Here is a 20,186-nt window from a genome sequence, read left to right on the forward strand (position 1 = left end):
CTTACTTACCCGCCTTTCCGACCTTGCGGCGGATGACTTCGCCTTCGTACTTGACGCCCTTGGCCTTGTACGGGTCGGGCTTGCGCAGCTTGCGGATGTTGGCCGCAACCTCTCCGACCTTCTGCTTGTCGATGCCCTCGACCGAGAACCGCGTCGGGTTCTCGACCTTGAAGGAGATCCCCTCGGGGGCCTCGACAGTGATCGAGTGGCTGTAGCCGAGCGAGAACTCCAGGTTGGAGCCCTTCGCCAGGACGCGGTAACCGACACCGCTGATCTCGAGCTTCTTCACGTAACCCTGGGTCACGCCGGTGATCATGTTCGCCACCAGCGTGCGGGACAGGCCGTGCAGGGCCTTGTTCTGACGCTCGTCGTTCGGGCGGGTGACGTTCAGAACGCCGTCCTCACCCTTGGCGACCTCGATCGGCGCCGCGACGGTGTGGGAGAGGGTGCCCTTGGGGCCCTTCACCGAGACCGTACGGCCGTCGATGGTGACGTCCACGCCGGCGGGAACCGTGATGGGGAGCTTGCCAATACGCGACATAGCTTCTTCCGTTCCCTTCCGCTACCAGACGTAGGCGAGAACTTCTCCGCCTACGCCCTTCTTGCCGGCCTGCTTGTCGGTGAGGAGACCGTGCGACGTGGAGATGATCGCCACGCCGAGGCCGCCCAGCACCTTGGGCAGGGAGGTGGACTTCGCGTAAACCCGGAGACCGGGCTTGGAGATCCGCTTGATGCCCGCGATGGAGCGCTCACGGTTCGGGCCGAACTTCAGCTCGAGGACGAGGTTCTTGCCAACCTCGGCGTCCTCGACCTTCCAGCCCGTGATGAAGCCCTCCTGCTGGAGGATCTCCGCGATGTGCGACTTGATCTTGCTGTGCGGCATTCCCACGGTGTCGTGGTACGCCGAGTTCGCGTTACGCAGACGCGTAAGCATGTCTGCGATCGGATCAGTCATGGTCATGAATTGGCCTTCGGCCTCTCTCGCCGGGGTTTCCTGTATGCGCCATCCCTCTCCCCACTCAGTGGCGGGACGGGTGCGGTGCGGGGACCTACGGCGTAGTAAGTCGATTGGGGCGGCAGGCGCCCAACCCTCCTAGCCTAAGCCATGGAGAGCAGGGCACCTGACCGAACCCTTTGCTTACCGAGAGCCCTGGAATCCCTGAAAAGCGGGGACTACCAGGAGCTCTTGGTCACGCCCGGCAGCTCGCCACGGTGAGCCATCTCACGAAGGCAGACGCGGCACAGGCCGAACTTGCGGTACACGGAGTGCGGACGGCCGCAGCGCTGGCAGCGCGTGTAGCCACGAACGCCGAACTTGGGCTTACGAGCAGCCTTGGCAATCAGAGCCTTCTTCGCCATCTCGCTTACGCCTCCTTGAAGGGGAAGCCGAGGTGACGGAGAAGGGCGCGGCCCTCAGCGTCGTTGGTCGCCGTGGTCACCACGGTGATGTCCATGCCCCGGGTACGGTCGATCTTGTCCTGGTCGATCTCGTGGAACATGACCTGCTCCGTGAGACCGAAGGTGTAGTTGCCACGGCCGTCGAACTGCTTGGGGGACAGACCACGGAAGTCGCGGATGCGCGGCAGCGCGAGCGACAGGGTGCGGTCCAGGAACTCCCACATGCGGTCGCCACGGAGCGTGACGTGGGCACCGATCGGCTGACCCTCACGCAGCTTGAACTGCGCGATGGACTTGCGGGCCTTGGTGACGGCCGGCTTCTGACCGGTGATCGTGGTCAGGTCACGGACGGCACCGTCCATGAGCTTCGAGTCACGGGCGGCGTCGCCGACACCCATGTTGACCACGATCTTGACGAGACCGGGAACCTGCATGACGTTCTCGTACGAGAACTCCTCAAGCAGCTTGCCCGCGATCTCCTCGCGGTACTTCGTCTTGAGACGCGGAGTGGTGGTGGTAGCCATCAGATGTCCTCACCCGTCCGCTTGGCAACGCGGATCTTGTTGCCCTCGTCGTCGAAGCGGTAACCGACACGCGTGACGACCTTGTTGCCGTCCTTCTCCACGACGAGCTGAACGTTGCTCACGTGAATCGGGGCCTCGGTCGTGACGATGCCACCGGCCTGCGAACCCTTGGCGGTCGGGCCGGCCTTGGTGTGCTTCTTGACCCGGTTGACACCCTCGACCAGGACGCGCTCGTCGCGCGGGTAAGCGGCAATGACCTTGCCCTGCTTGCCCTTGTCCTTGCCGGTGATGACCTGAACCGTGTCACCCTTCTTGATCTTCATGCTTACAGCACCTCCGGCGCGAGCGAGATGATCTTCATGAACTTCTTCTCGCGCAGCTCACGGCCGACAGGGCCGAAGATACGGGTGCCACGAGGGTCGCCGTCGTTCTTGAGAATGACAGCGGCGTTCTCGTCGAAGCGGATGTACGAGCCGTCCGGACGGCGGCGCTCCTTGACGGTGCGAACGATGACCGCCTTGATGACGTCACCCTTCTTCACGTTGCCGCCGGGGATCGCGTCCTTGACGGTGGCGACGATGACGTCACCGATGCCCGCGTAGCGGCGACCGGAGCCACCGAGCACACGGATGCAAAGGATTTCCTTCGCACCAGTGTTGTCGGCGACACGCAGTCGCGACTCCTGCTGGATCACGTCTATCTCCTGATTGTCTGCCGGTTCCCGGGGCGGGGTGCCTTACGGCGACCCCGCCCCGAGCCTGGCGGAACGAACCCGAGGGATACCCCTCAGGTAATTACTTGGCCTTCTCGAGGATCTCGACGATGCGCCAGCGCTTCGTCGAGGACAGCGGACGCGTCTCCATGAGGAGGACGCGGTCGCCGACGCCTGCGGCGTTCTGCTCGTCGTGGGCCTTGAGCTTGCTGGTACGGCGGATGACCTTGCCGTACAGCGCGTGCTTCACGCGGTCCTCGACGGCGACGACGACGGTCTTGTCCATCTTGTCGCTGACGACGAGACCCTCACGGGTCTTGCGGAAGCCACGGGCCTCAGCGGTCTCAGTCACGTTGCTCTCACTCATCAGGCGCTCTCCACCGTTTCGATGCCCAGCTCGCGCTCACGCATCAGGGTGTAGATCCGCGCGATGTCCTTGCGGACGGCCTTGAGCCGACCGTGGTTCTCGAGCTGACCGGTCGCCGCCTGGAAGCGGAGGTTGAACAGCTCTTCCTTGGCTTCGCGGAGCTTCGCGAGAAGCTCCTCGTCACCCAGTTCGCGCAGCTCGGACGCCTTGGTACCGGCCGACATCACGCTTCACCTGCCTCGCGCTTGACGATCCGGCACTTCATCGGCAGCTTGTGGGCTGCGCGAGTGAGGGCCTCACGGGCGATCTTCTCGTTGGGGTAGGACAGTTCGAACATGACCCGGCCCGGGTGCACGTTCGCGATCCACCACTCGGGAGAACCCTTACCGGAACCCATGCGGGTCTCGGCAGGCTTCTTCGTGAGCGGGCGGTCCGGGTAGATGTTGATCCAGACCTTGCCGCCACGCTTGATGTGGCGGGTCATCGCGATACGCGCGGCCTCGATCTGGCGGTTCGTGACGTACGCCGGCGTGAGGGCCTGAATGCCGTACTCGCCGAACGCAACCGTCGTACCGCCCTTGGCCTGACCACGGCGCTTCGGGTGGTGCTGCTTGCGGTGCTTGACCCTACGGGGGATCAGCATGTCGGTCAGGCCTCCGTTCCGGTGCTCTCAGCCGGAGCGGCAGCCGCCGGAGCCTCGGCCTTGGGGGCCTCGGCAGCGGGAGCCTGCTGCGGCTTACGACCGCGACCGCCACGCTCGCCACCGCGGCCACCACGGCCGGCCGGGCGGTCAGCGCCGCCACGAGCCGGGCGGTTGCCGGCGCGGGCAGCGGCGTTCTCGGCGCGGACCTCGGCGATGTTCTTGACGTCGCCCTTGTAGATCCAGACCTTCACACCGATACGGCCGAAGGTCGTCTTGGCCTCGAAGAAGCCGTAGTCGACGTTCGCACGGAGCGTGTGCAGGGGCACACGGCCCTCGCGGTAGAACTCCGAGCGGGACATCTCGGCGCCGCCGAGACGGCCACCACACTGGATCTTGATGCCCTTGGCGCCGGCCTTCATCGTGCCCTGCATGCTCTTACGCATGGCACGACGGAAGGAGACGCGGGAGGACAGCTGCTCGGCAACGGCCTGAGCAACCAGCTGAGCGTCGGTCTCGGGGTTCTTGACCTCGAGGATGTTCAGCTGGACCTGCTTGCCCGTGAGCTTCTCGAGGTCACCGCGGATGCGGTCGGCCTCGGCGCCACGGCGGCCGATGACGATGCCGGGACGCGCGGTGTGGATGTCCACCCGCACGCGGTCACGGGTGCGCTCGATCTCAACCTTCGAGATACCGGCGCGCTCCATGCCGGACGTCATCATCCGACGGATGGCGACGTCTTCCTTGACGTAGTCCTTGTACAGCTTGTCGGCGTACCAACGGGACTTGAAGTCCGTGGTGATGCCGAGCCGGAACCCATGCGGGTTAACCTTCTGGCCCATTACCGGGTTCCTTCCTTGCTGCTGACGACCACGGTGATGTGGCTGGTCCGCTTGCGGATCCGGTAGGCACGGCCCTGGGCGCGCGGACGGAACCGCTTCAGGGTCGGACCCTCGTCGACGTACGCCTCAGAGATGACGAGGCTGCCGGCGTCGGTGTGGTCGTAGTTGTGCGCGGCGTTGGCGATGGCGCTGTCAAGCACCTTGCCAACGGGCACGCTCGCGGCCTGCGGGGCGAAACGCAGGACCGCCTGAGCCTCCGTGGCATCCATGCCACGGATAAGGTCCACCACGCGGCGGGCCTTCATGGGCGTAACGCGGATGTACCGCGCCTGGGCCCTGGCTTCCATGGTTGTCCTTCCAGTGTCTGTCATGGTCATTCCACCCCGCGTTAGCGGCGCTTCGACTTCCGGTCGTCCTTGACGTGACCCCGGAAGGTGCGCGTCGGCGAGAACTCGCCGAGCTTGTGGCCGACCATCGACTCGGTGACAAACACCGGAATGTGGGTCTTGCCGTTGTGCACCGCGATCGTGTGGCCGAGCATGGCCGGGATGATCATCGAGCGACGGGACCAGGTCTTGATGACGTTCTTGGAACCGGCTTCGTTCTGAGCGTCCACCTTCTTTACGAGGTGGCCGTCAACGAAGGGTCCCTTCTTGAGACTGCGCGGCATCTAAACCCGCTCCTAGCGCTTCTTGTTCGTCTTGCGGCGGCGGACGATGTACTTGTTCGAAGCCTTCTTCGGCGAACGAGTACGACCCTCCTTCTGACCCCACGGGGAGACCGGGTGGCGACCACCGGAGGTCTTGCCCTCACCACCACCGTGCGGGTGGTCAACCGGGTTCATCGCCACACCGCGGACGGTCGGGCGAACGCCCAGCCAGCGCTTGCGGCCGGCCTTACCCCAGTTGATGTTGCTCTGCTCGGCGTTGCCGACCTCGCCGACCGTGGCGCGGCAGCGCTGGTCGACCAGGCGGATCTCACCGGAGGGCATGCGGAGGTGGGCCATGGTGCCCTCCTTCGCGAGCAGCTGCACCGAGGCACCGGCGGAGCGGGCGAACTTGGCGCCGCCACCGGGACGGATCTCGATCGCGTGGATCGTGGTACCGACCGGGATGTTGCGGAGCGCCAGGTTGTTGCCCGGCTTGATGTCGGCCCCAGGACCGTTCTCGACGCGGTCACCCTGCGACAGGTTGCGGGGGGCGAGGATGTAACGCTTCTCGCCGTCCGCGTAGTGCAGCAGCGCGATGCGCGCGGTGCGGTTGGGGTCGTACTCGATGTGCGCGACCTTCGCCGGCACGCCGTCCTTGTCGTGACGACGGAAGTCGATCACTCGGTAGGCGCGCTTGTGTCCGCCACCCTGGTGGCGAACGGTCACACGACCGGCGTTGTTACGGCCGCCCTTGCTGTGCAGCGGGCGGACCAGCGACTTCTCCGGCGTGGACCGCGTGACCTCGACGAAGTCGGCGACGCTGGAGCCACGACGGCCCGGCGTAGTCGGCTTGTACTTGCGGATTCCCATTTCTCAGTCCTCGTCCGATATTCGGACCAGGGCGCTCCGTTAGGAGGCCTGGCCGAAGATGTCGATACGGTCGCCCTCAGCGAGGGTCACGATCGCGCGCTTGCTGTCAGCACGCTTGCCGAAGCCCGTCTTGGTCCGCTTGCGCTTGCCCTGACGGTTGATCGTGTTGACTCCGGTGACCTTGACCGAGAAGACCGCCTGGACGGCCTGCTTGATCTGGGTCTTGTTGGCCCGCGGGTCCACGACGAAGGTGTACTTGCCCTCGTCGAGAAGCGCGTAGCTCTTCTCGGAGACGACCGGCTTGAGGAGGACGTCACGGGGATCCGTGAAGCTCTTGCTCAGCGGCGTCTCTACGGTGTTCTTGCCCTCGGTCTCGTGGCGCTTCGCCTTGGCGACGCGCGCGACCTTCTTGGCCTTGGCGGCCTTCGAGGCAATGCTCGGGTGACGCGTAGCCATCAGGCTTCGCTCCCTTCGGTGTCAGCGGCCTGGGGGCCAGACACGAAGGACTCGAAAGCGGCCTGGGTGAAGACCACGTCGTCCGAGACGAGAACGTCGTACGTGTTCAGCTGGCCCGGCTCCAGGATGTGGACCTGGGGCAGGTTGCGCGCGGAAAGCAGCGCGGCCTCGTCGGAGCGCTCGATGACCAGGAGCACGTTCTTGCGCTCGCTGACCTTGCCGAGGAAGCTCTTGGCGGCCTTGGTGGAGGGGGTCTCGCCCTCGATCACGCCGGTGATGACGTGGATGCGAGCGTTGCGGGCCCGGTCGGTGAGGGCGTGGCGCAGGGCCGCGGCCTTCATCTTCTTCGGGGTCCGCTGCGAGTAGTCACGCGGCGTGGGGCCGTGGACGACGCCACCGCCGGCGAACTGCGGCGCACGGGTCGAACCCTGGCGCGCGCGGCCGGTGCCCTTCTGGCGGTAAGGCTTCTTACCGCCACCGCGGACCTCGCCACGACGCTTGACCTTGTGCGTGCCCTGACGGGCAGCGGCCAGCTGTGCGACGACGACCTGGTGAAGCAGCGGGATGCTGATCTTCTCTACATCGAAGATCTCGGCCGGGAGCTCAACGGTCCCAGCGGTGTCGCCGGAGGGCGACAGAATGTCAATGGTGCTCATAGTCCTTAGGCCCCCTTGACCGCGGTGCGGACCAGGACGAGGCCGCCGTTCGGACCAGGAACCGCGCCCTTGATAAGGAGCAGGCCCTTCTCCGCGTCAACGGCGTGAACGGTCAGGTTCTGGGTGGTGACCCGCTCGTTGCCCATGCGACCCGCCATGCGGAGGCCCTTGAACACGCGGCCCGGGGTGGCGCAGCCACCGATGGAGCCGGGAGAGCGGTGCTTGCGCTGGGTGCCGTGACCGGCGCCGAGGCCCTTGAAGTTGTGACGCTTCATGACACCGGCGAAGCCCTTGCCCTTGCTCTTGCCGGTCACGTCCACCTTGACGCCGGCCTCGAAGGTCTCGGCGGTGATCTCCTGGCCGAGGGTGTACTCGCTGGCGTCAGCGGTACGGATCTCGACGAGGTGACGGCGGGGGGTGACGTCGGCCTTGGCGAAGTGACCCTTGAGGGGCTTGTTCACCTTGCGAGGGTCGATCTCGCCGAAGGCGATCTGGACCGACTCGTAGCCGTCGATGTCGTTCGTGCGGACCTGGGTAACGACATTGGGCCCGGCCTTGACGACAGTCACGGGAACAACACGGTTGTTCTCGTCCCAAACCTGCGTCATACCGAGCTTCTCGCCCAGGATGCCCTTGATCTGCTTAGCCATTCTCAGATCACCGATCCCTAGAGCTTGATCTCGATGTCGACACCGGCCGGGAGGTCGAGTCGCATCAGAGAGTCAACGGTCTTGGGCGTCGGGTCGAGAATGTCGATCAGGCGCTTGTGCGTGCGCATCTCGAAGTGCTCGCGCGAGTCCTTGTACTTGTGCGGCGACTTGATGACGCAGTACACGTTCTTCTCAGTGGGCAGCGGCACCGGGCCTGCAACCGACGCACCAGTGCGGGTCACCGTCTCGACGATCTTCTTCGCCGAGGAGTCGATGACCTCGTGGTCGTAGGCCTTGAGCCGGATGCGGATCTTCTGTCCCGCCATGGCTACTCAGTAGTCCTTTGTCTAGTGAAAACGCTCTGGAACCCGGGGGTTCGCGTCCTGTCCTCCGACCCACGCGGTCGGGTGTGTCGCGCTCCTGCCGCACAGATATCCGTTACGGATTTCCCTACGAGGGACGCGGCTCGCCCGAAAGCAACCGCAGGACCGGGGGCAAAACACCCACCGGGCGCCTGGCCTGCACCCCGCTGACACTTCCCGGAAGATTCCCGTACGTCCGCCCCAGCGCTGCCTTACGGCAGTTGAGGCGACGAGTACTGTGGGACTCGCTTCCGGTCCTCCCGACGGGAGGCGCGCAGCATCGGCACTCGACCGAGCAACTCCGACAGTCTGCCATATGCGACAGGGGCCTGGCCAATCGAGCCGAGGATCGTACCCCGAAGGTGACGCACGTCAAACCCTGTCCGCCGCGCGTCGGCGCGGGTGCTCAGCGCAGCGAGGGGTGCAGTTCCTCGCGCACGGCCCATACGTCCGGCCCGCCGTCCGTGCCGCTGCCCGACAGGATCGCGGCGCCGAAGAAGGTCAGGAAGCCCGACAGCGCGGCCAGCCCCGCCGCGGCGAGCACCGGCACCAGGCCGAGCAGGTACGGAACGGTGGCGAGCAGCGCGGCCAGCAGGACCGGCAGGAACCCACGGTACGCGGCCGTGAACCGGGAGGGCCGCGGCGCGGGCACGGCCGCGCGGCCCGGCTCGGTGCCGTGTACGGCGGCGAGACCCGGCTCGGTGTCGCCCGCGCCGGCGGCTTCGCCGCGCAGCCAGGGCCGCCAGTCCTCCTCGTACATGCACCCCCACACCACATGCCCGCTGTCGGTGACGAACGCGGCGGGGACGATCATCCGCCGGTCGGTGGCCGCGATCTCCTTCCACCGGGTGGGCCAGCACAGCCAGCCCTCGTGCCCGGCCAGCTGGGAGGCGGCCTGGGAAAGATGCTTCTCCCCCGTGGCGATCTTGAAGTTGACGCCCTCCATCGCCCTCAGCCGCAGCGGCCGGACATCGCCCGCGCCGTCCGCCTCCAGTTCCAGCCAGCGCGAGACGGAGACGCTGGTCTTGCCGACGCCGGTGCGGGCGGGGCTGCGGTAGTTCTCCTGGACGGCGCCGGTGTTCCGCACCCGTACGGCGTGGACGCGCCCCGCGGTGGCGTCCTCCCGCAACAGCCGCTGGGCGGCGCCGAGTTGCCTGCCGAGCAGGCCGATGCCGTACAGGGAGCCGATGACGGCGTAGAGCAGGGTGAGGGCGCACAGGGCGCTCGCGGCCGGCGAACCGCTCTTGCCGTAGTCGGTGCCGTACGCGACCCGCGCGGCGGCGTACGGCGCCCACATCAGCAGGTAGGCCCCGGCGACGTATCCCCAGTCGCGCCGGATCGACCCGAGAGCGGCGGGTATCCCGGCCGGCATCCCCGCCGACGCCAGCCTCCCACGGGCGGAGCCGCGCGCACGGCGAGCACCCAGCCACCGGCGAGGACAGCGGCCAGGGCGAGCGGGATCAGGGCGTCCAGCCGCGGTGTCCCGGCCCCGTACCGCGCGATCCCGAGCACCATCCCGACCGCGGCACACAGCAGCGCGGCGCCCCCGAGGGCTCGGGCGAACGGAGTGGATCTACGCATACGGGCTCCCCCTGACCGTGGCGTGAACATGACGTGAGGCATTCAGGGGGAGAGGGTACGACCGGAGGCTGTGCTTGCTCAGGAGCGGCGGCCGCGCAGGGCCCGCCAGGCGTCGCCGACGGCATCCTTGGACAGCATCCACCAGTACTCCAGCTTGTCCAGCACGGTCATCCGCACCATCTGCCACTTGAACCACGGCGGCAACTGCCGGAACGGCACAAAGGTCAGGGTGTCCCTGATGGCGTCCTCGGCGGTGCCGCCGGGGCCCTCGGCGCGCAGCGCGGCGTACAGCTGCGAGGTCAGCTCACCGTTGAGTCGGGCCGCGGTGCCGGCCGCGGTGAACGCGTACCCTCGCTGATCGCGGTCTGGCAACTGCATCGCCCGGACAATCCGCGGCGAGGCCTCGGCCAGAGAGCAGTTGAAGGCCAGCCCGATCGCGGCGGAGCCCAGTGGGCCCTCGCCGCGTTCGTACGCCGCGTCCCACTCGACGGGGTCGTCGAAGCGCAGCAGGCTCTCGTCACCGTCCCAGTTCCACCCGGACACCATGTTCGCCTCTCCCGATGTCAGCTACGTCGGCGCAGGGCCGCCATGCATCTCTTGATCCCCTCCGCGCGCAGCGCGGCGTACAGCTCGAGGGTCAGTCAGCCGTTGATCCGCGCCGCGGCACCGGCCTCGGTGAACGCGAACCCCCGCTGAGCGAGATCCTGCAACTGCATCGCCCTGACAATCCGAGGCGATGCCTCTTCCGTCCAACAATTGAAGGCCAACCCGATCACCGCCGAACCCAGAGGCCACTCACCCCGCTCGAAGGCGGCGTCAACCTCGGCGGGGTCGTCGATATGCGACACGCCCTCGCCAGTGCCCCAGTCCCACTTGGACGCCATAGCCGACTTCCTTGCATCTGTAATCAGTCGCATGGTGGCGGGAGCACCTTCTGCTTCTTGAGGTTATTGATCATGCCGCACGCGAGTTCACCGTCCAGCTCTCCGACGCATGGGCGGGTACCGGGAAGGGACTTCCACCTCACGGTTACGGCGACGGAGAGCGCCCTCCGCGTCGAGGTGACCGACACGCGGGGTGACCGACTCCCCGAGGCTCAACGGGCGTTCCCCGAGGGCGAGTCCGGGCGCGGGCTTGTGCTGGTCGAGGCGCTGGCGGATCGCTGGGGCGTGACGTCCGGTCCACCGCCACGCAAGACGGTCTGGGCGGAGCTGCGCCTCGTACCGGAAGCACCGGAGGGGGCTCTCACCGAAACGCGGTCCACCACGTCCCGGTGAACCGGGAAGCGGTCGGTCGCGACATCAAAGTCTTTCAATCCCCCAGGGAGAAAACCCCTCCCAACCCCACCAGCCTCCCGTCACTCGCAAGGGTGACGATCACCAACTCGGCTGGATTTTCCGCCCGTTGGCACGCATATGCTCACGACCACAACCGCAGACATGCGACGGCCCCCGGCCGGGACTGCAATCCCGATCGAGGGCCTGACCACCGAGGAAGTAGGAGCTTCCCGATGGATACGCAGAACCCTAGCGCGCCCCCGTGCGCCCAGCCCCGGATTCTGCGGGGCGTCACCCACATCAACGTCCGCCACACCACCCGCTACACGGTCATCGGCAACCACCTCGCCCAGCACCGCGAGCTGTCCCTCACCGCGATCGGCCTCGCCGCCCACATCCAGTCGCTGCCCGCCGAGGCCCGCGTGGACATCAAGACGCTGGCCGCCCGTTTCCCCGAGGGCGAGACGAGGATCGCGGCGGCCCTGCGGGAGCTGGAGGCGCACGGCTATCTGTCCCGCACGCGGGAGCGGCTGCCGAGCGGGCGGGTGGTGACGCACGCGGTGTCGTACAACCAGCCGAGGGGGCTCCACAACCCGGTCACTCGGCCCGCTCCGGAACCCCGGCCCGCTTCCCCGCCAAGGTCCGCACCCGTCCCCGTACGGCATGCCCCCGAGGCTCTGCCGCAGGCGGCACCCACGGCGAAGCCCACGCTCCCCGTACCGCGCACCCCCGACCTGGACGGCCACCGCACGGCCACCGCGCTCCTCGCCGGGCTGCACCGCGACGACCCCCGCCTCCTGCTCCCCGAGCGCGACGTACACCGCCTCGCCCCGGCCGTCACCGCCTGGCTGGAGCGCGGTGCCGCCCCCGAAGCCGTACGCCGCACTCTGACGGCGAGCCTCCCTCGCGAGCCCCTGCACCACCCGGCGGCCCTGTTGGCCCACCGCCTCACGGAACTGCTGCCTCCACCCCTGCCCGCAGCTCCAGTGGTCTTACGCCCGCAGCCCCTCCAGAACTGCGAGGGCTGCGACCGCGCTTTCCGCGCCCCAGCCCCTGGACGCTGCCGCGACTGCCGGCCCCGAGTTCCCGTAGCCGCCTGACAGGCAAGCGAAGCCCTACGAAAGGTTCCCGACAGCACTATGGTCAGTTCCCCGCACGAGGCGATGCACAGGATCTTTCAGCAGGACCCCGGCGTCTTTGTCCGCGCCGCCAGAGCACTCGGGGTGCCGTTCGCCGACCCCGTCTCCACCTCACCCTTACCGACGGACCTCACCGAGAACCGTCATAGAACTCATCGCACAGGGCCTGGGAAAAGCTCCGGGCGCAGATCTGTGGAGGCATCTCATGGCCGTCGACCTCTCCTTCTTCCAGTCCCCTCTGGCCGAGGAAATCCGGGATGAAGGCAGAGCCGAAGGAAGGGCCGAAGGAACGGCCGGAGCCATACTGCGAGTCCTGGACCGCCGTGGGATCGACGTCTCGGACGAGGACCGTGAGCGCATCGCGTCCTGCGACGACCTCGACATGCTGGACCTCTGGCTGGATCGGGCCATCACCGCCACATCGGCGTCCGAGGTCTTCGTGGAGGACTGAGCCCCGACCTCGGTCTGGAGCGCTCGCTCACCGCAGGGCGCGGGCCCGGGACTCTTGCCGCCTTCTGCGAGCCGGCTCCGCGAGCCCGGACGCTTCGACGATCGCTCTGAGTACCGAGACGGCTACCGAGATCTCGAAGAAAACGCCGACCATGTAGTGGAAGTCGCGGAACTCCACCGCGCAGACCGCACCGAGCGCACCGCAGTAGAGCGCGGCCCAGAACCCTCGCCATCTGCGCATCGGGTAGATGACCAACGGTACGAACGGCCATACGTACGAAGTGGCCATGAGTGCCACCGCCAGTGCGACGACTATGACAGTCACGCGTCTTCGGCCTTTCGCATCACAGGACTCCGGTCCCCACGAGGATCCAGCCCGTGACCAGCACGGCGGGGAGGAATATCAGGCCGCTCGCGAATACGAGTCCCATTTTCCACGAGTTCCTGTCGGCGATTTTCACGCACAGCAGGGTCATGGGGGTCAGGTACAGGAACAGCGGGACGAATATGAACAGGAATCCCGCTCCCACGACGCACCTTTCTGTCTCACCGAGGCATTGCCCGGAACGGACACAGGGGGCCGGGCCTGTGGCCCGGCCCCCTGTCATTCAATCATCCGTGGTCACTGCGTCAGGTTGGTCGTGAACTTGACGCTCGAATCGTCACAGTGGACGGCGCTCGACGGCCGGTTTCCGGGACCCTCGCCGAAGACCGGGACAGGTGCGTCCACGCTCCACGGGTTACCGCCGCTTCCTCTGTGGAAGGCATCGCAGCTGGCGAACCCGTTGCCGTTGGGAGCGCTGACGGGGAAGTTGGAGAAGTTCTTCCAGTCCCCCACGTGCACCCGGCCGCCGGCCGGACGGCCGAGGTCGTCCGTCATCTTTCCGTCGATGTAGACGTAGAGATCGGGCATGTAGCTCTGCCACACGAGGCCATTGCTCGGATCCGCGTCATTGTTCGCCTGCAGGTGCGTCGGCTTCACGGAGCCGTCCGCGCAGAACGCGGCGGCGATGTCGTGCCAGATCGGCGGCGCGTTGCCGATCATGCTGCCCCACATGTTGTTGTTCCACTCGCCGGAGTTCTTGAAGAACATCGAGTAGATGTCCCCCGCCGCCCGGCGCACCGAGAAGTTGGTGTCAGGGCTGGCGTTGACCTTGTCGAGCCAGGCCTTGACGTTGTCGTTGATGGACTTGTGGCCGATCATGGCGCGGTATCCGTGGACGCCTCCACCCACGGCACGGAAGTCCACGCAGGTGTTGTCCGAGTTCAGACGCGCGCCCCTGAAGTGCGGGAAGTACGCCTGCCCCGGCGTGTCCCCGTCCACGAGCGGATCCGCGGTGTAGGTACGCCCGTACTCCAGGGCGTCGGGGGTCGTGTAGGTCAGGTCGGGGGCAGGGATGTTGTAGTCCGCCGAGATCCCCTTGATGAGCTGGGTGACGAAGACGGGCAGGTGGGCGTTGCCGACCCGGGCGTCGTAGCTCGCGCTCTCGCTGCCCGGGATGATGTGTCCCGTGTCGTCCTTCACGAACGTCACGTCGACATTGCTCTTGATCTTGTAGCTGTTCGCGTCCTGGTACGCCTGGTCAGGAGAGGCCGACGGGTTCGGACGGGTGTTGGACATGCCCATCCACATCGGAATGGACATCGACGGCACCGATCCGTCGGCGGTCGGCGTGTACCCGCCGGCCTTGACGTCCTGGTACCACTGTTTGCCCGCGTCATAGGTCTTGGGACCCACGCACTCGTCCTTGTTCGCTTCGTCCGTGCACCGGGGCCACCCCGTCAGCCCCTCCGACGACACGGAGTTGCTGGCGGCGCCATCCCACAGCGGGCCGCCGTCCGTCCCGTGGGAGAGCTCGGTCGCCCAGTCGTAGAGCGACTTCTCCGACCGGATGGGCGTGTTGAGCTCGGTGACCGGCCAGTTGGAGTTGAGCTCCTGGTTCGGGTCGAAGACCGAGGCCGCCGTCAGGGTGCGGTGGACGAACGTGCCCTTCAGCGGCTGGAAGGCGATGGCGCCGTAGGCGACGTCACTGTCCGCGGACCCGGTGGGCGAGTAGTTGGACAGGGACACGCTCGGGGTGCTGTTGAACTTGAAGGCGCCCAGCGAGACCCACTTGTTGTTGTTGCCGTCCTGGTTGACATAGCGGTCGTAGGGACCGCCGACGGCACCGCTGATCTCGTAGTGGGCGCGCTTCTCCTGCGCTCCGGTGTCGGGGACGTGCACCCAGACCTGGGCGAGATCGAAGCTGCCGTTCGGGATCCACGTGCCGCGGACCGTCAGCGGGCCGGAGGTGGTGCCGCCCAGATGGTCGGTGTCGCGGGAGTGCGTGTACCAGAAGTGACCGCCGTAGCCACCGCCTATCTGGTGCAGGTCGGCCTTGGCCTCGTACTGTCCCTGGGTGTCCGCGTAGAACGTGAAGCGGAAGGTACCGTCGGATTTGACCGCGCCGCAGTCGCTCCAGGTCGGGGTGCCGTTCGGTACGGAGGCGACGACCGTGGCGCCCGACGGGGCCCCGCTGCACACAGGGGTGCCGTTCTTCAGCCGGTAGCCGCGGCCCGGCTCTGCCACGAGCGACTGGTACTTGATGTTCTCGTTGCCGCAGCTACTGGAGCAGTCGTCCTTCCACGTCGCGTTCGACTGGTTCCACCAGTACTTCTTGTAGCAGTCGGCGTCCGGGCAGTCCGGCGGACTGCTCGGGTCACAGTTGTTGTGGCTGTTGCAGAAGGTGCTCTTGTCCGGGGAGACCCAGGAACGCTGGATGTTGTTGATCCACCAGGCGGGGCGGAAGCCCGCCGAGGAGAACCCGGACTCGCCCGCCCAGTCCTGGCGCCCGGAGGTGGCGTAGGAGAATCCGGTGTCCGTGGACCAGGCGGCCCAGCCCATCACCTTCTCCTCGTACGGCCAGTCCTGCGGGTGTGCCGCGTCGTGGTTGGCGTTGGAGTCGACGGTGGTGTCCATGAACGGGTTGTCGTTCTTGTACACGGGGTTGGCCGGGTTGTTGTACCAGCCCAGGCCCCACGAGGCGCCGTTGGCACCGGGGGGGTTGAAACCGAGGTTGTAGTTCCAGACGGCGGTGAACCAGTTCTCCACCTTCGACGGGTCGTCGTTGTTGACGGTGACCGTCTGGCCGGCCTTGTGCACCTCGTTCCACTTGTCGGCGAGGATCTTCATCGACGCGGCGATGTTGCTCGCGTAGTCGACTGCGACGATCTTCTGCTTCCCCGGGGAGAGTGCCGTCTCGTCCTTCTTCTCGTGGCCTGCCATGCGCATGCCGTCGGTGACCTGGCCCACGCCGTAGCCGCAGTCGGACTTGTCCCAGTGGATGTTCCAGAAGTCGGCGACCGTGCCGCCGGTCTTGTGGCCGTAGTAGCCGTCCACCGCGGCGAGCGGGCTGCCCATCTGGCCCGGGACCGCACCGGACTCGGCCTGCCACAGGTTCGATTCCTGGGACAGGATGCCGAGCAGGACGTTGACCGGGATCTGGGCGCCGGTCTTGCCGTTCAGCGTCGGCCGGGGGAAGAGGCCCTGCGGGTCGACGGTTCCGAGACCGGCCTGGTCCCGGTAGCCGCCCTGCCGGATCCACCCGGAGGTGAGGTTGCCGCGTACGGCCATGTCGGCGGCCCACTCGACCTGGTTCGAGGTCGGCTGGAGCGCCTGCACGCTGACGTCGTTGCGGGAGACCGAGCACCAACGGTCCGGGTCGGTCGGCTCGTGCGCCGGGTCCGAGGCCGTGGCGGTGGTGGCGAGGGCTGTGCGTTCCATCTGGGTGTCCAGCCCACCCGGCGCGGTCTCCGTGACCGGCTTGGTGCTGCCGCCCAGGGCGGGCGAGGACTCCTCGGTACCCGCCGCCGCCTGCGGCGCCACCTGCTGGGTCACCTCGGTGCCCGTGGTGGTGGCGGTGGAGGTGATGGTGGCCGACTCCGTCTTCGCCAACGTTGTCGGCGCTACGGCGGAGTCGACCGCCTTGCCGTGCTTGTCCTGCGGAGCCTTGGTGAAGCCGCGGCCGGCGTTTCCGATGTGCTCCAGGCCCGCCCTCATGCCGGGCATGAGCACGGGGTCGACGGCGAGCCGGCCCTGCGTGGAGACATCGGAGTCGGCGGGCGCGTCGAGCCGGGTGATGCCCGTGCCCTTGGTGTGCACGACACCGGTCGTCTTCCCGGTCAGAAACGCCTTGCCGGGAGCGCCGGGGGCGAGGTCGAGCGCGCCGGGAGCGCCGGAGGCGACCGTGGCCGGCCTGCCGTGACCGCGCCAGATCTTCGCCGTGTGCTTCTTGTTGCCGCGCTCGACGAAGGCGATTTCCTTGCCACGGGCGTCGAGCGGCTGGATGTCGAAGGCGACCGCGTCGACGGACGTCACCTTGCTGGTCTTCCCGGTCCTGCTCTTGCCGGTGTCGCCGAGTCGCACCAGATCGCGGCCGATCGCGCCGATGGCACCGCCGGTGACCGGCGCGGCCGAGGTGACCTCGCCGTGCACCGACGCCTGGGTCAGCTGCTTGCCCGCCGTGTTCACGGTGACCACACGGGTCTTCACCGCGGCCGGGTCGTTCATGTCCCGGTACGCGGTGAAGGCGGCCGTGTGGGCGGAGGTGTTACAGGTCGGGTCGAAGTACGCCAGCGAGGCGGTGAACCCGAGCTTGGTGACCGCGCCCGTGCTGGTGTTGACGATCGCCGTGAATGCCCCGCCCTGGAACAGGTCGGGCTTGTTCGTGAACGTACGCGGCGCGTAGACGACGGCCGCGTGGTCCCGGTCCATCAGGCACTGGTTGCCGATCCAGGAATCGGCCGGCATCCCGGGCTCGGCAAGGATCGCGGCGGTCTTCCACGCGTACGCTTCCTTCGAGTCCGCCACGAGAATGTGCAGGCCGTCGGCGTCGGCGGCGGCCGTGACGGCCCGGTCGGGTGAGGACTTCCACCCAGTGCCGAGCTTCTTGCCCGGATCCTTGACCCGGCCGGATCCTGACGGACCCGGGGTTGCGGAGGCCGAGCCGGATTGCGTGTTGTGGCCGGCCCCGGGTTTCGAGTCGGATCCGGCGTCCGGCGCACCGAACGCCGGAACGGCACTCAGCAGGCCACCGCTCAACGCGGTGCACGCTGCTATGACGACCAAAGGTCTGTGAAGTTTTCGCCTGGGTCTCAAGGCTGAAGTTCCCCGATTTACTTGAGAGTTCGGATCCACGATGCCGCGCGCCGGGTCAGGACGCGCAGCCGGTCAGGCGCAGTCGGAAGAGCTGTTGTCGACGGCGAAGACGTAGCCGCCCTTCCAGTTGACGAGGTTGGAGGTGCCCGCCTCGTTCTTCATCAGCGCGGAGATGCCGACACAGCGGCCTCCGGTCGCGAGGGTGCTGCTGTACACCGGACCCGCGTACTCCGAGAAGGTGCCGTGGTCGCGGTCACCGGCCGCCTTGTTGTCACCCGGCCACATCTGGAGGTCCATGTAGTTGGCGGAGCCCCCCGTGTTGTTGTCGAGGATCGCGCAGGCGCTGTTGCCCTTCATGTAGAAGAAGAGCGTCGCGTAGCGCGTGGTGGCGTTGGGCAGCGCCTTGGCGTCGGTGAACTCGTACCCGGTGCCGCAGACCGTCGCGGAAGCGGCGGCCGCCGGGGTGCTCGGCACGGCGACCCCCATCGCGGCAACGGCTGAGGCGGCTACGGCGAGGCGAGTCAGGTTCCTGCTGAATGCAGACATAATTCCCCCTGGAATTGGTCGTGTTGCGGAGCGTCTCCACGGCGGGACGAGGACTGGCCTCCCCGTTCAAAACCCCGTTCGAATGAAGACGTCGGGACTGTAGTCACACGGGCTCTTCACAGGCAACGCATAAACTCCTGCGCGCCGGACAGGGGTAGCGCCTGAAAGTAGCGAACTCGTTGTAGCCTCATGGGATTTCACTCAAAACTTCAACATGCGTCCCGTTTAGGTAGCTACTCTCCGCGACCTTCGCATATGAAGTGACGTGCGCCACAACATGTGACAACTCAAACCCGGCACCGAAGAGATGCCCCGCCCATGGCCTCAACTACAGGCGAGACAAAGCTCAGTTGACGAGAGGTCAGACCTCGGAGTCGTACGTGAGGAGGTCGGCCCACGCGGTGAGGGCGAGGGTGAGGCGGGGGCCCTGGGTGTTCTTGGCGTCGCGGATGCGGATGGTGGCGGGGGTGGTGGCTATCCCGACGCAGTCACCGGCCTCGCTGCCACTGCTCTCGGTCGGTCGGCATGACCTGGTACTCCGTCTCCTTGGACGAGGCGGAGTCCATGCTGGTCAGCACCACCGAGTTTCAGGAAGACGAAGCCATGCGGGCGGTACGAGGGTGAACTGGGCGCCGGAGCCACCGCCCGTCTGGAGCACTCCCCCGCGACACCCCACCCCGCGCGCCCGATGGTTGAGCCATGGCAGAAGAGACCATCACCCTGGCCGAGCCGCCCCTTCCGCCCGTTCACGACTGGCCCGCCGGGCAGCTGAACGGCACCGAGTTCGAACCGGTGCTCGCGGAGCTGATGAGGGAAGGGCCGCTGACGCGGATCCGGCTTTCTCATGGGGACGAGGAGTGGGCCTGGCTGGCGACGCGGTACGACGACGTGAAGATGATCACGAACGATCCGCGGTTCAGCCGCCGCGAGGCCTCCGTGCGGCAGTTCACCCGGCTGGCGCCGCACTTCGCGCCCCGGCCCGGGGCGCTGGCGTGGGCCGACCAGCCCGACCACAACCGGCTGCGCCGCGCCGCCTCGACCGCGTACACGGTGAGCGCGGTGAAGCGGCTGCGCTCCCGTGCCCAGGAGATCCTCGACGAGCTGGTCGACGCCATGGTGCAGGACGGGCCGCCCGCCGACCTGGTGGAGCGGGTCCTCGAACCGTTCCCGATCTCCGTCGTCTGCGAGATCATGGGCGTGCCCGTCGACGAACGGCAGAAGGTGCACACCTGGACGCGGGAGATCATCTCCACCGCGGGCGGCGTCGAGGCCGCCGAGCGCGCCAAGAAGAACCTGTTCGGGTGGATCGCGCAGGCCATCCGCGACCGGCAGGACGGCGACGGGGACGACGTCCTGTCGTTGCTCAGCGGCGCGGTGAAGAGCGGTGAGCTCAAGGAGGAGGAGGCGGTCAGCGTCGCCGGCCCACTCCAGATCGGCGGCGAGGCGCTGACCAACAACAGCGGCCAGATGTTCTACCTCCTGCTGACCCGGCCCGACCTGATGCAACGCATGCGCAACGACCCCGCAGTGCGCCCCGCGGCCATCGAGGAACTCCTGCGCTACATCCCGCACCGCGCCGCCGTCGGCCTGCCCCGCGTGGCCCTGGAGGACGTCATGATCCAGGGCATCCGCATCCGCGCGGGCGAACCGGTCTACGTCTCCTACCTGGCCGCCAACCGCGACCCGGACGTCTTCCCCGACCCCGATCGCATCGACTTCGACCGGGACGCCGGCGCGCATGTGGCGTTCGGCAACGGGGCGCACTTCTGCACGGGCGCCGTCCTGTGCCGTATGCAGATCGAGATGCTGTTCGACACCCTGTTGCCGCGCTGCCCGGACCTCCGCCTCGCCGTACCCGCCGACAAGGTCCCCTTCCGGCAGCGCACGATGATCCGCGGCCCCCTCTCCCTGCCGATCGCCTGGTGACCTG

Annotated in this window: 28 protein-coding genes and 1 pseudogene; 4 read left to right on the forward strand and 25 right to left on the reverse strand. The window is 67.2% G+C overall.

Annotation, left to right across the window (positions count from 1 at the left end):
• Position 1 precedes the first annotated feature (1 nt).
• The 20 genes from rplF to OIC96_RS18940 all read right to left on the reverse strand — a co-directional run bounded on the left by rplF (position 2) and on the right by OIC96_RS18940 (position 10,591).
• On the reverse strand, positions 2–541 hold the full coding sequence (gene rplF, locus OIC96_RS18845) for a 50S ribosomal protein L6 (RefSeq protein ID WP_327431002.1): 540 nt from the start codon (positions 539–541) through the stop codon (positions 2–4).
• Positions 542–562: 21 nt separating this feature from the next.
• Positions 563–961 (reverse strand): 30S ribosomal protein S8, encoded by a 399-nt coding sequence (gene rpsH, locus OIC96_RS18850; protein ID WP_190037509.1) that lies wholly within the window; start codon positions 959–961, stop codon positions 563–565.
• A 212-nt stretch (positions 962–1,173) separates the two neighbouring features.
• Positions 1,174–1,359, reverse strand: a complete 186-nt coding sequence (locus OIC96_RS18855; protein ID WP_003948630.1) for a type Z 30S ribosomal protein S14 — start codon at positions 1,357–1,359, stop codon at positions 1,174–1,176.
• Positions 1,360–1,364: 5 nt separating this feature from the next.
• Positions 1,365–1,922 carry a 50S ribosomal protein L5 gene (gene rplE, locus OIC96_RS18860; protein ID WP_067367099.1) on the reverse strand — a complete coding sequence of 186 codons (558 nt, stop codon included), beginning with the start codon at positions 1,920–1,922 and terminating at the stop codon, positions 1,365–1,367.
• Positions 1,922–2,245: a 50S ribosomal protein L24 gene (gene rplX / locus OIC96_RS18865; RefSeq protein WP_327431001.1), complete on the reverse strand. Its 324-nt coding sequence runs from the start codon at positions 2,243–2,245 to the stop codon at positions 1,922–1,924. Before rplX ends, rplE begins: the two co-directional genes overlap by 1 nt.
• A gap of 2 nt (positions 2,246–2,247) precedes the next feature.
• Positions 2,248–2,616 (reverse strand): 50S ribosomal protein L14, encoded by a 369-nt coding sequence (gene rplN / locus OIC96_RS18870; protein ID WP_003992364.1) that lies wholly within the window; start codon positions 2,614–2,616, stop codon positions 2,248–2,250.
• A gap of 100 nt (positions 2,617–2,716) precedes the next feature.
• Positions 2,717–3,001, reverse strand: coding sequence for a 30S ribosomal protein S17 (gene rpsQ, locus OIC96_RS18875; protein WP_327431000.1), 285 nt, complete (start codon positions 2,999–3,001; stop codon positions 2,717–2,719).
• Positions 3,001–3,225: a 50S ribosomal protein L29 gene (gene rpmC, locus OIC96_RS18880; RefSeq protein WP_003998824.1), complete on the reverse strand. Its 225-nt coding sequence runs from the start codon at positions 3,223–3,225 to the stop codon at positions 3,001–3,003. Before rpmC ends, rpsQ begins: the two co-directional genes overlap by 1 nt.
• Positions 3,225–3,644 (reverse strand): 50S ribosomal protein L16, encoded by a 420-nt coding sequence (gene rplP / locus OIC96_RS18885; protein ID WP_004927269.1) that lies wholly within the window; start codon positions 3,642–3,644, stop codon positions 3,225–3,227. Before rplP ends, rpmC begins: the two co-directional genes overlap by 1 nt.
• A 5-nt stretch (positions 3,645–3,649) precedes the next feature.
• Positions 3,650–4,483 carry a 30S ribosomal protein S3 gene (gene rpsC, locus OIC96_RS18890; protein WP_330306716.1) on the reverse strand — a complete coding sequence of 278 codons (834 nt, stop codon included), beginning with the start codon at positions 4,481–4,483 and terminating at the stop codon, positions 3,650–3,652.
• A complete protein-coding gene (gene rplV, locus OIC96_RS18895; protein WP_006604878.1) occupies positions 4,483–4,830 on the reverse strand; it encodes a 50S ribosomal protein L22 in 348 nt (115 codons plus the stop codon). Before rplV ends, rpsC begins: the two co-directional genes overlap by 1 nt.
• A 41-nt stretch (positions 4,831–4,871) precedes the next feature.
• Positions 4,872–5,153, reverse strand: a complete 282-nt coding sequence (rpsS, locus tag OIC96_RS18900; protein ID WP_020132632.1) for a 30S ribosomal protein S19 — start codon at positions 5,151–5,153, stop codon at positions 4,872–4,874.
• 12 nt (positions 5,154–5,165) lie between these two features.
• Complete coding sequence (gene rplB, locus OIC96_RS18905; protein WP_020132633.1) at positions 5,166–6,002, reverse strand: 50S ribosomal protein L2; 837 nt, start codon at positions 6,000–6,002, stop codon at positions 5,166–5,168.
• A gap of 39 nt (positions 6,003–6,041) precedes the next feature.
• Positions 6,042–6,458, reverse strand: coding sequence for a 50S ribosomal protein L23 (gene rplW, locus OIC96_RS18910; RefSeq protein ID WP_190037503.1), 417 nt, complete (start codon positions 6,456–6,458; stop codon positions 6,042–6,044).
• Positions 6,458–7,114: a 50S ribosomal protein L4 gene (rplD, locus tag OIC96_RS18915; protein ID WP_037747970.1), complete on the reverse strand. Its 657-nt coding sequence runs from the start codon at positions 7,112–7,114 to the stop codon at positions 6,458–6,460. Before rplD ends, rplW begins: the two co-directional genes overlap by 1 nt.
• Before the next feature lie 5 nt (positions 7,115–7,119).
• Positions 7,120–7,764 (reverse strand): 50S ribosomal protein L3, encoded by a 645-nt coding sequence (gene rplC, locus OIC96_RS18920; RefSeq protein ID WP_330306715.1) that lies wholly within the window; start codon positions 7,762–7,764, stop codon positions 7,120–7,122.
• Positions 7,765–7,781: 17 nt separating this feature from the next.
• The gene (gene rpsJ / locus OIC96_RS18925; RefSeq protein ID WP_003948644.1) at positions 7,782–8,090 is read right to left on the reverse strand and encodes a 30S ribosomal protein S10; all 309 of its coding nucleotides are present in this window, start codon (positions 8,088–8,090) and stop codon (positions 7,782–7,784) included.
• 442 nt (positions 8,091–8,532) lie between these two features.
• Entirely contained in the window at positions 8,533–9,498 is a 966-nt protein-coding gene (locus OIC96_RS18930) for a hypothetical protein (RefSeq protein ID WP_330306714.1), read from the reverse strand.
• A 287-nt stretch (positions 9,499–9,785) separates the two neighbouring features.
• Positions 9,786–10,253, reverse strand: a complete 468-nt coding sequence (locus OIC96_RS18935; protein ID WP_330306713.1) for a hypothetical protein — start codon at positions 10,251–10,253, stop codon at positions 9,786–9,788.
• Between the two features lie 95 nt (positions 10,254–10,348).
• Complete coding sequence (locus tag OIC96_RS18940) at positions 10,349–10,591, reverse strand: hypothetical protein (protein ID WP_330306712.1); 243 nt, start codon at positions 10,589–10,591, stop codon at positions 10,349–10,351.
• Positions 10,592–10,663: 72 nt separating this feature from the next.
• Here OIC96_RS18940 and OIC96_RS18945 point away from each other — a divergent pair, with 72 nt between their 5' ends.
• The 3 genes from OIC96_RS18945 to OIC96_RS18955 all read left to right on the forward strand — a co-directional run bounded on the left by OIC96_RS18945 (position 10,664) and on the right by OIC96_RS18955 (position 12,574).
• A complete protein-coding gene (locus OIC96_RS18945; RefSeq protein ID WP_330306711.1) occupies positions 10,664–10,984 on the forward strand; it encodes an ATP-binding protein in 321 nt (106 codons plus the stop codon).
• Positions 10,985–11,217: 233 nt separating this feature from the next.
• Positions 11,218–12,084, forward strand: coding sequence for a helix-turn-helix domain-containing protein (locus OIC96_RS18950; protein WP_330306710.1), 867 nt, complete (start codon positions 11,218–11,220; stop codon positions 12,082–12,084).
• A 244-nt stretch (positions 12,085–12,328) separates the two neighbouring features.
• Entirely contained in the window at positions 12,329–12,574 is a 246-nt protein-coding gene (locus OIC96_RS18955) for a hypothetical protein (RefSeq protein ID WP_330306709.1), read from the forward strand.
• Positions 12,575–12,601: 27 nt separating this feature from the next.
• Here OIC96_RS18955 and OIC96_RS18960 read toward each other — a convergent pair whose 3' ends face one another.
• The 5 genes and pseudogenes from OIC96_RS18960 to OIC96_RS18980 form a co-directional block, all read right to left on the reverse strand.
• The gene (locus tag OIC96_RS18960; RefSeq protein ID WP_330306708.1) at positions 12,602–12,898 is read right to left on the reverse strand and encodes a hypothetical protein; all 297 of its coding nucleotides are present in this window, start codon (positions 12,896–12,898) and stop codon (positions 12,602–12,604) included.
• Between the two features lie 19 nt (positions 12,899–12,917).
• Positions 12,918–13,103 carry a hypothetical protein gene (locus OIC96_RS18965; protein ID WP_330306707.1) on the reverse strand — a complete coding sequence of 62 codons (186 nt, stop codon included), beginning with the start codon at positions 13,101–13,103 and terminating at the stop codon, positions 12,918–12,920.
• 92 nt (positions 13,104–13,195) lie between these two features.
• Positions 13,196–17,653, reverse strand: coding sequence for a hypothetical protein (locus tag OIC96_RS18970; RefSeq protein WP_330306706.1), 4,458 nt, complete (start codon positions 17,651–17,653; stop codon positions 13,196–13,198).
• Positions 17,654–17,782: 129 nt separating this feature from the next.
• The gene (locus tag OIC96_RS18975; protein WP_330306705.1) at positions 17,783–18,256 is read right to left on the reverse strand and encodes a hypothetical protein; all 474 of its coding nucleotides are present in this window, start codon (positions 18,254–18,256) and stop codon (positions 17,783–17,785) included.
• 361 nt (positions 18,257–18,617) lie between these two features.
• Positions 18,618–18,761 (reverse strand): annotated as a pseudogene (locus OIC96_RS18980) (DUF397 domain-containing protein); the annotation flags it as partial.
• A 194-nt stretch (positions 18,762–18,955) separates the two neighbouring features.
• On the opposite strand from OIC96_RS18980, the gene OIC96_RS18985 reads away from it, so the two are divergent.
• A complete protein-coding gene (locus OIC96_RS18985; RefSeq protein WP_330306704.1) occupies positions 18,956–20,182 on the forward strand; it encodes a cytochrome P450 in 1,227 nt (408 codons plus the stop codon).
• Positions 20,183–20,186 lie beyond the last annotated feature (4 nt).

This window comes from Streptomyces sp. NBC_00775, from assembly GCF_036347135.1.
GTDB classification, from domain to species: Bacteria; Actinomycetota; Actinomycetes; order Streptomycetales; family Streptomycetaceae; genus Streptomyces; species Streptomyces lutosisoli.

Coding starts and splice junctions, on each gene's coding strand:
- OIC96_RS18955 (WP_330306709.1), top strand. CDS start 12,329: ATGGCCGTCGACCTCTCCTTCTTCCAGTCCCCTCTGGCCGAGGAAATC.
- OIC96_RS18985 (WP_330306704.1), top strand. CDS start 18,956: ATGGCAGAAGAGACCATCACCCTGGCCGAGCCGCCCCTTCCGCCCGTT.
- rpsJ (WP_003948644.1), bottom strand. CDS start 8,090: ATGGCGGGACAGAAGATCCGCATCCGGCTCAAGGCCTACGACCACGAG.
- rplF (WP_327431002.1), bottom strand. CDS start 541: ATGTCGCGTATTGGCAAGCTCCCCATCACGGTTCCCGCCGGCGTGGAC.
- rpsC (WP_330306716.1), bottom strand. CDS start 4,483: ATGGGCCAGAAGGTTAACCCGCATGGGTTCCGGCTCGGCATCACCACG.
- OIC96_RS18855 (WP_003948630.1), bottom strand. CDS start 1,359: ATGGCGAAGAAGGCTCTGATTGCCAAGGCTGCTCGTAAGCCCAAGTTC.
- rplW (WP_190037503.1), bottom strand. CDS start 6,458: ATGGCTACGCGTCACCCGAGCATTGCCTCGAAGGCCGCCAAGGCCAAG.
- rpsH (WP_190037509.1), bottom strand. CDS start 961: ATGACCATGACTGATCCGATCGCAGACATGCTTACGCGTCTGCGTAAC.
- rplV (WP_006604878.1), bottom strand. CDS start 4,830: ATGGAAGCCAGGGCCCAGGCGCGGTACATCCGCGTTACGCCCATGAAG.
- rplP (WP_004927269.1), bottom strand. CDS start 3,644: ATGCTGATCCCCCGTAGGGTCAAGCACCGCAAGCAGCACCACCCGAAG.
- rplE (WP_067367099.1), bottom strand. CDS start 1,922: ATGGCTACCACCACCACTCCGCGTCTCAAGACGAAGTACCGCGAGGAG.
- OIC96_RS18935 (WP_330306713.1), bottom strand. CDS start 10,253: ATGGTGTCCGGGTGGAACTGGGACGGTGACGAGAGCCTGCTGCGCTTC.
- rplB (WP_020132633.1), bottom strand. CDS start 6,002: ATGGGAATCCGCAAGTACAAGCCGACTACGCCGGGCCGTCGTGGCTCC.
- OIC96_RS18930 (WP_330306714.1), bottom strand. CDS start 9,498: ATGCCGGCCGGGATACCCGCCGCTCTCGGGTCGATCCGGCGCGACTGG.
- rplC (WP_330306715.1), bottom strand. CDS start 7,764: ATGGCTAAGCAGATCAAGGGCATCCTGGGCGAGAAGCTCGGTATGACG.
- OIC96_RS18975 (WP_330306705.1), bottom strand. CDS start 18,256: ATGTCTGCATTCAGCAGGAACCTGACTCGCCTCGCCGTAGCCGCCTCA.
- rpsQ (WP_327431000.1), bottom strand. CDS start 3,001: ATGAGTGAGAGCAACGTGACTGAGACCGCTGAGGCCCGTGGCTTCCGC.
- rpmC (WP_003998824.1), bottom strand. CDS start 3,225: ATGTCGGCCGGTACCAAGGCGTCCGAGCTGCGCGAACTGGGTGACGAG.
- rplX (WP_327431001.1), bottom strand. CDS start 2,245: ATGAAGATCAAGAAGGGTGACACGGTTCAGGTCATCACCGGCAAGGAC.
- OIC96_RS18940 (WP_330306712.1), bottom strand. CDS start 10,591: ATGGCGTCCAAGTGGGACTGGGGCACTGGCGAGGGCGTGTCGCATATC.
- OIC96_RS18950 (WP_330306710.1), top strand. CDS start 11,218: ATGGATACGCAGAACCCTAGCGCGCCCCCGTGCGCCCAGCCCCGGATT.
- OIC96_RS18945 (WP_330306711.1), top strand. CDS start 10,664: ATGCCGCACGCGAGTTCACCGTCCAGCTCTCCGACGCATGGGCGGGTA.
- rpsS (WP_020132632.1), bottom strand. CDS start 5,153: ATGCCGCGCAGTCTCAAGAAGGGACCCTTCGTTGACGGCCACCTCGTA.
- rplD (WP_037747970.1), bottom strand. CDS start 7,114: ATGAGCACCATTGACATTCTGTCGCCCTCCGGCGACACCGCTGGGACC.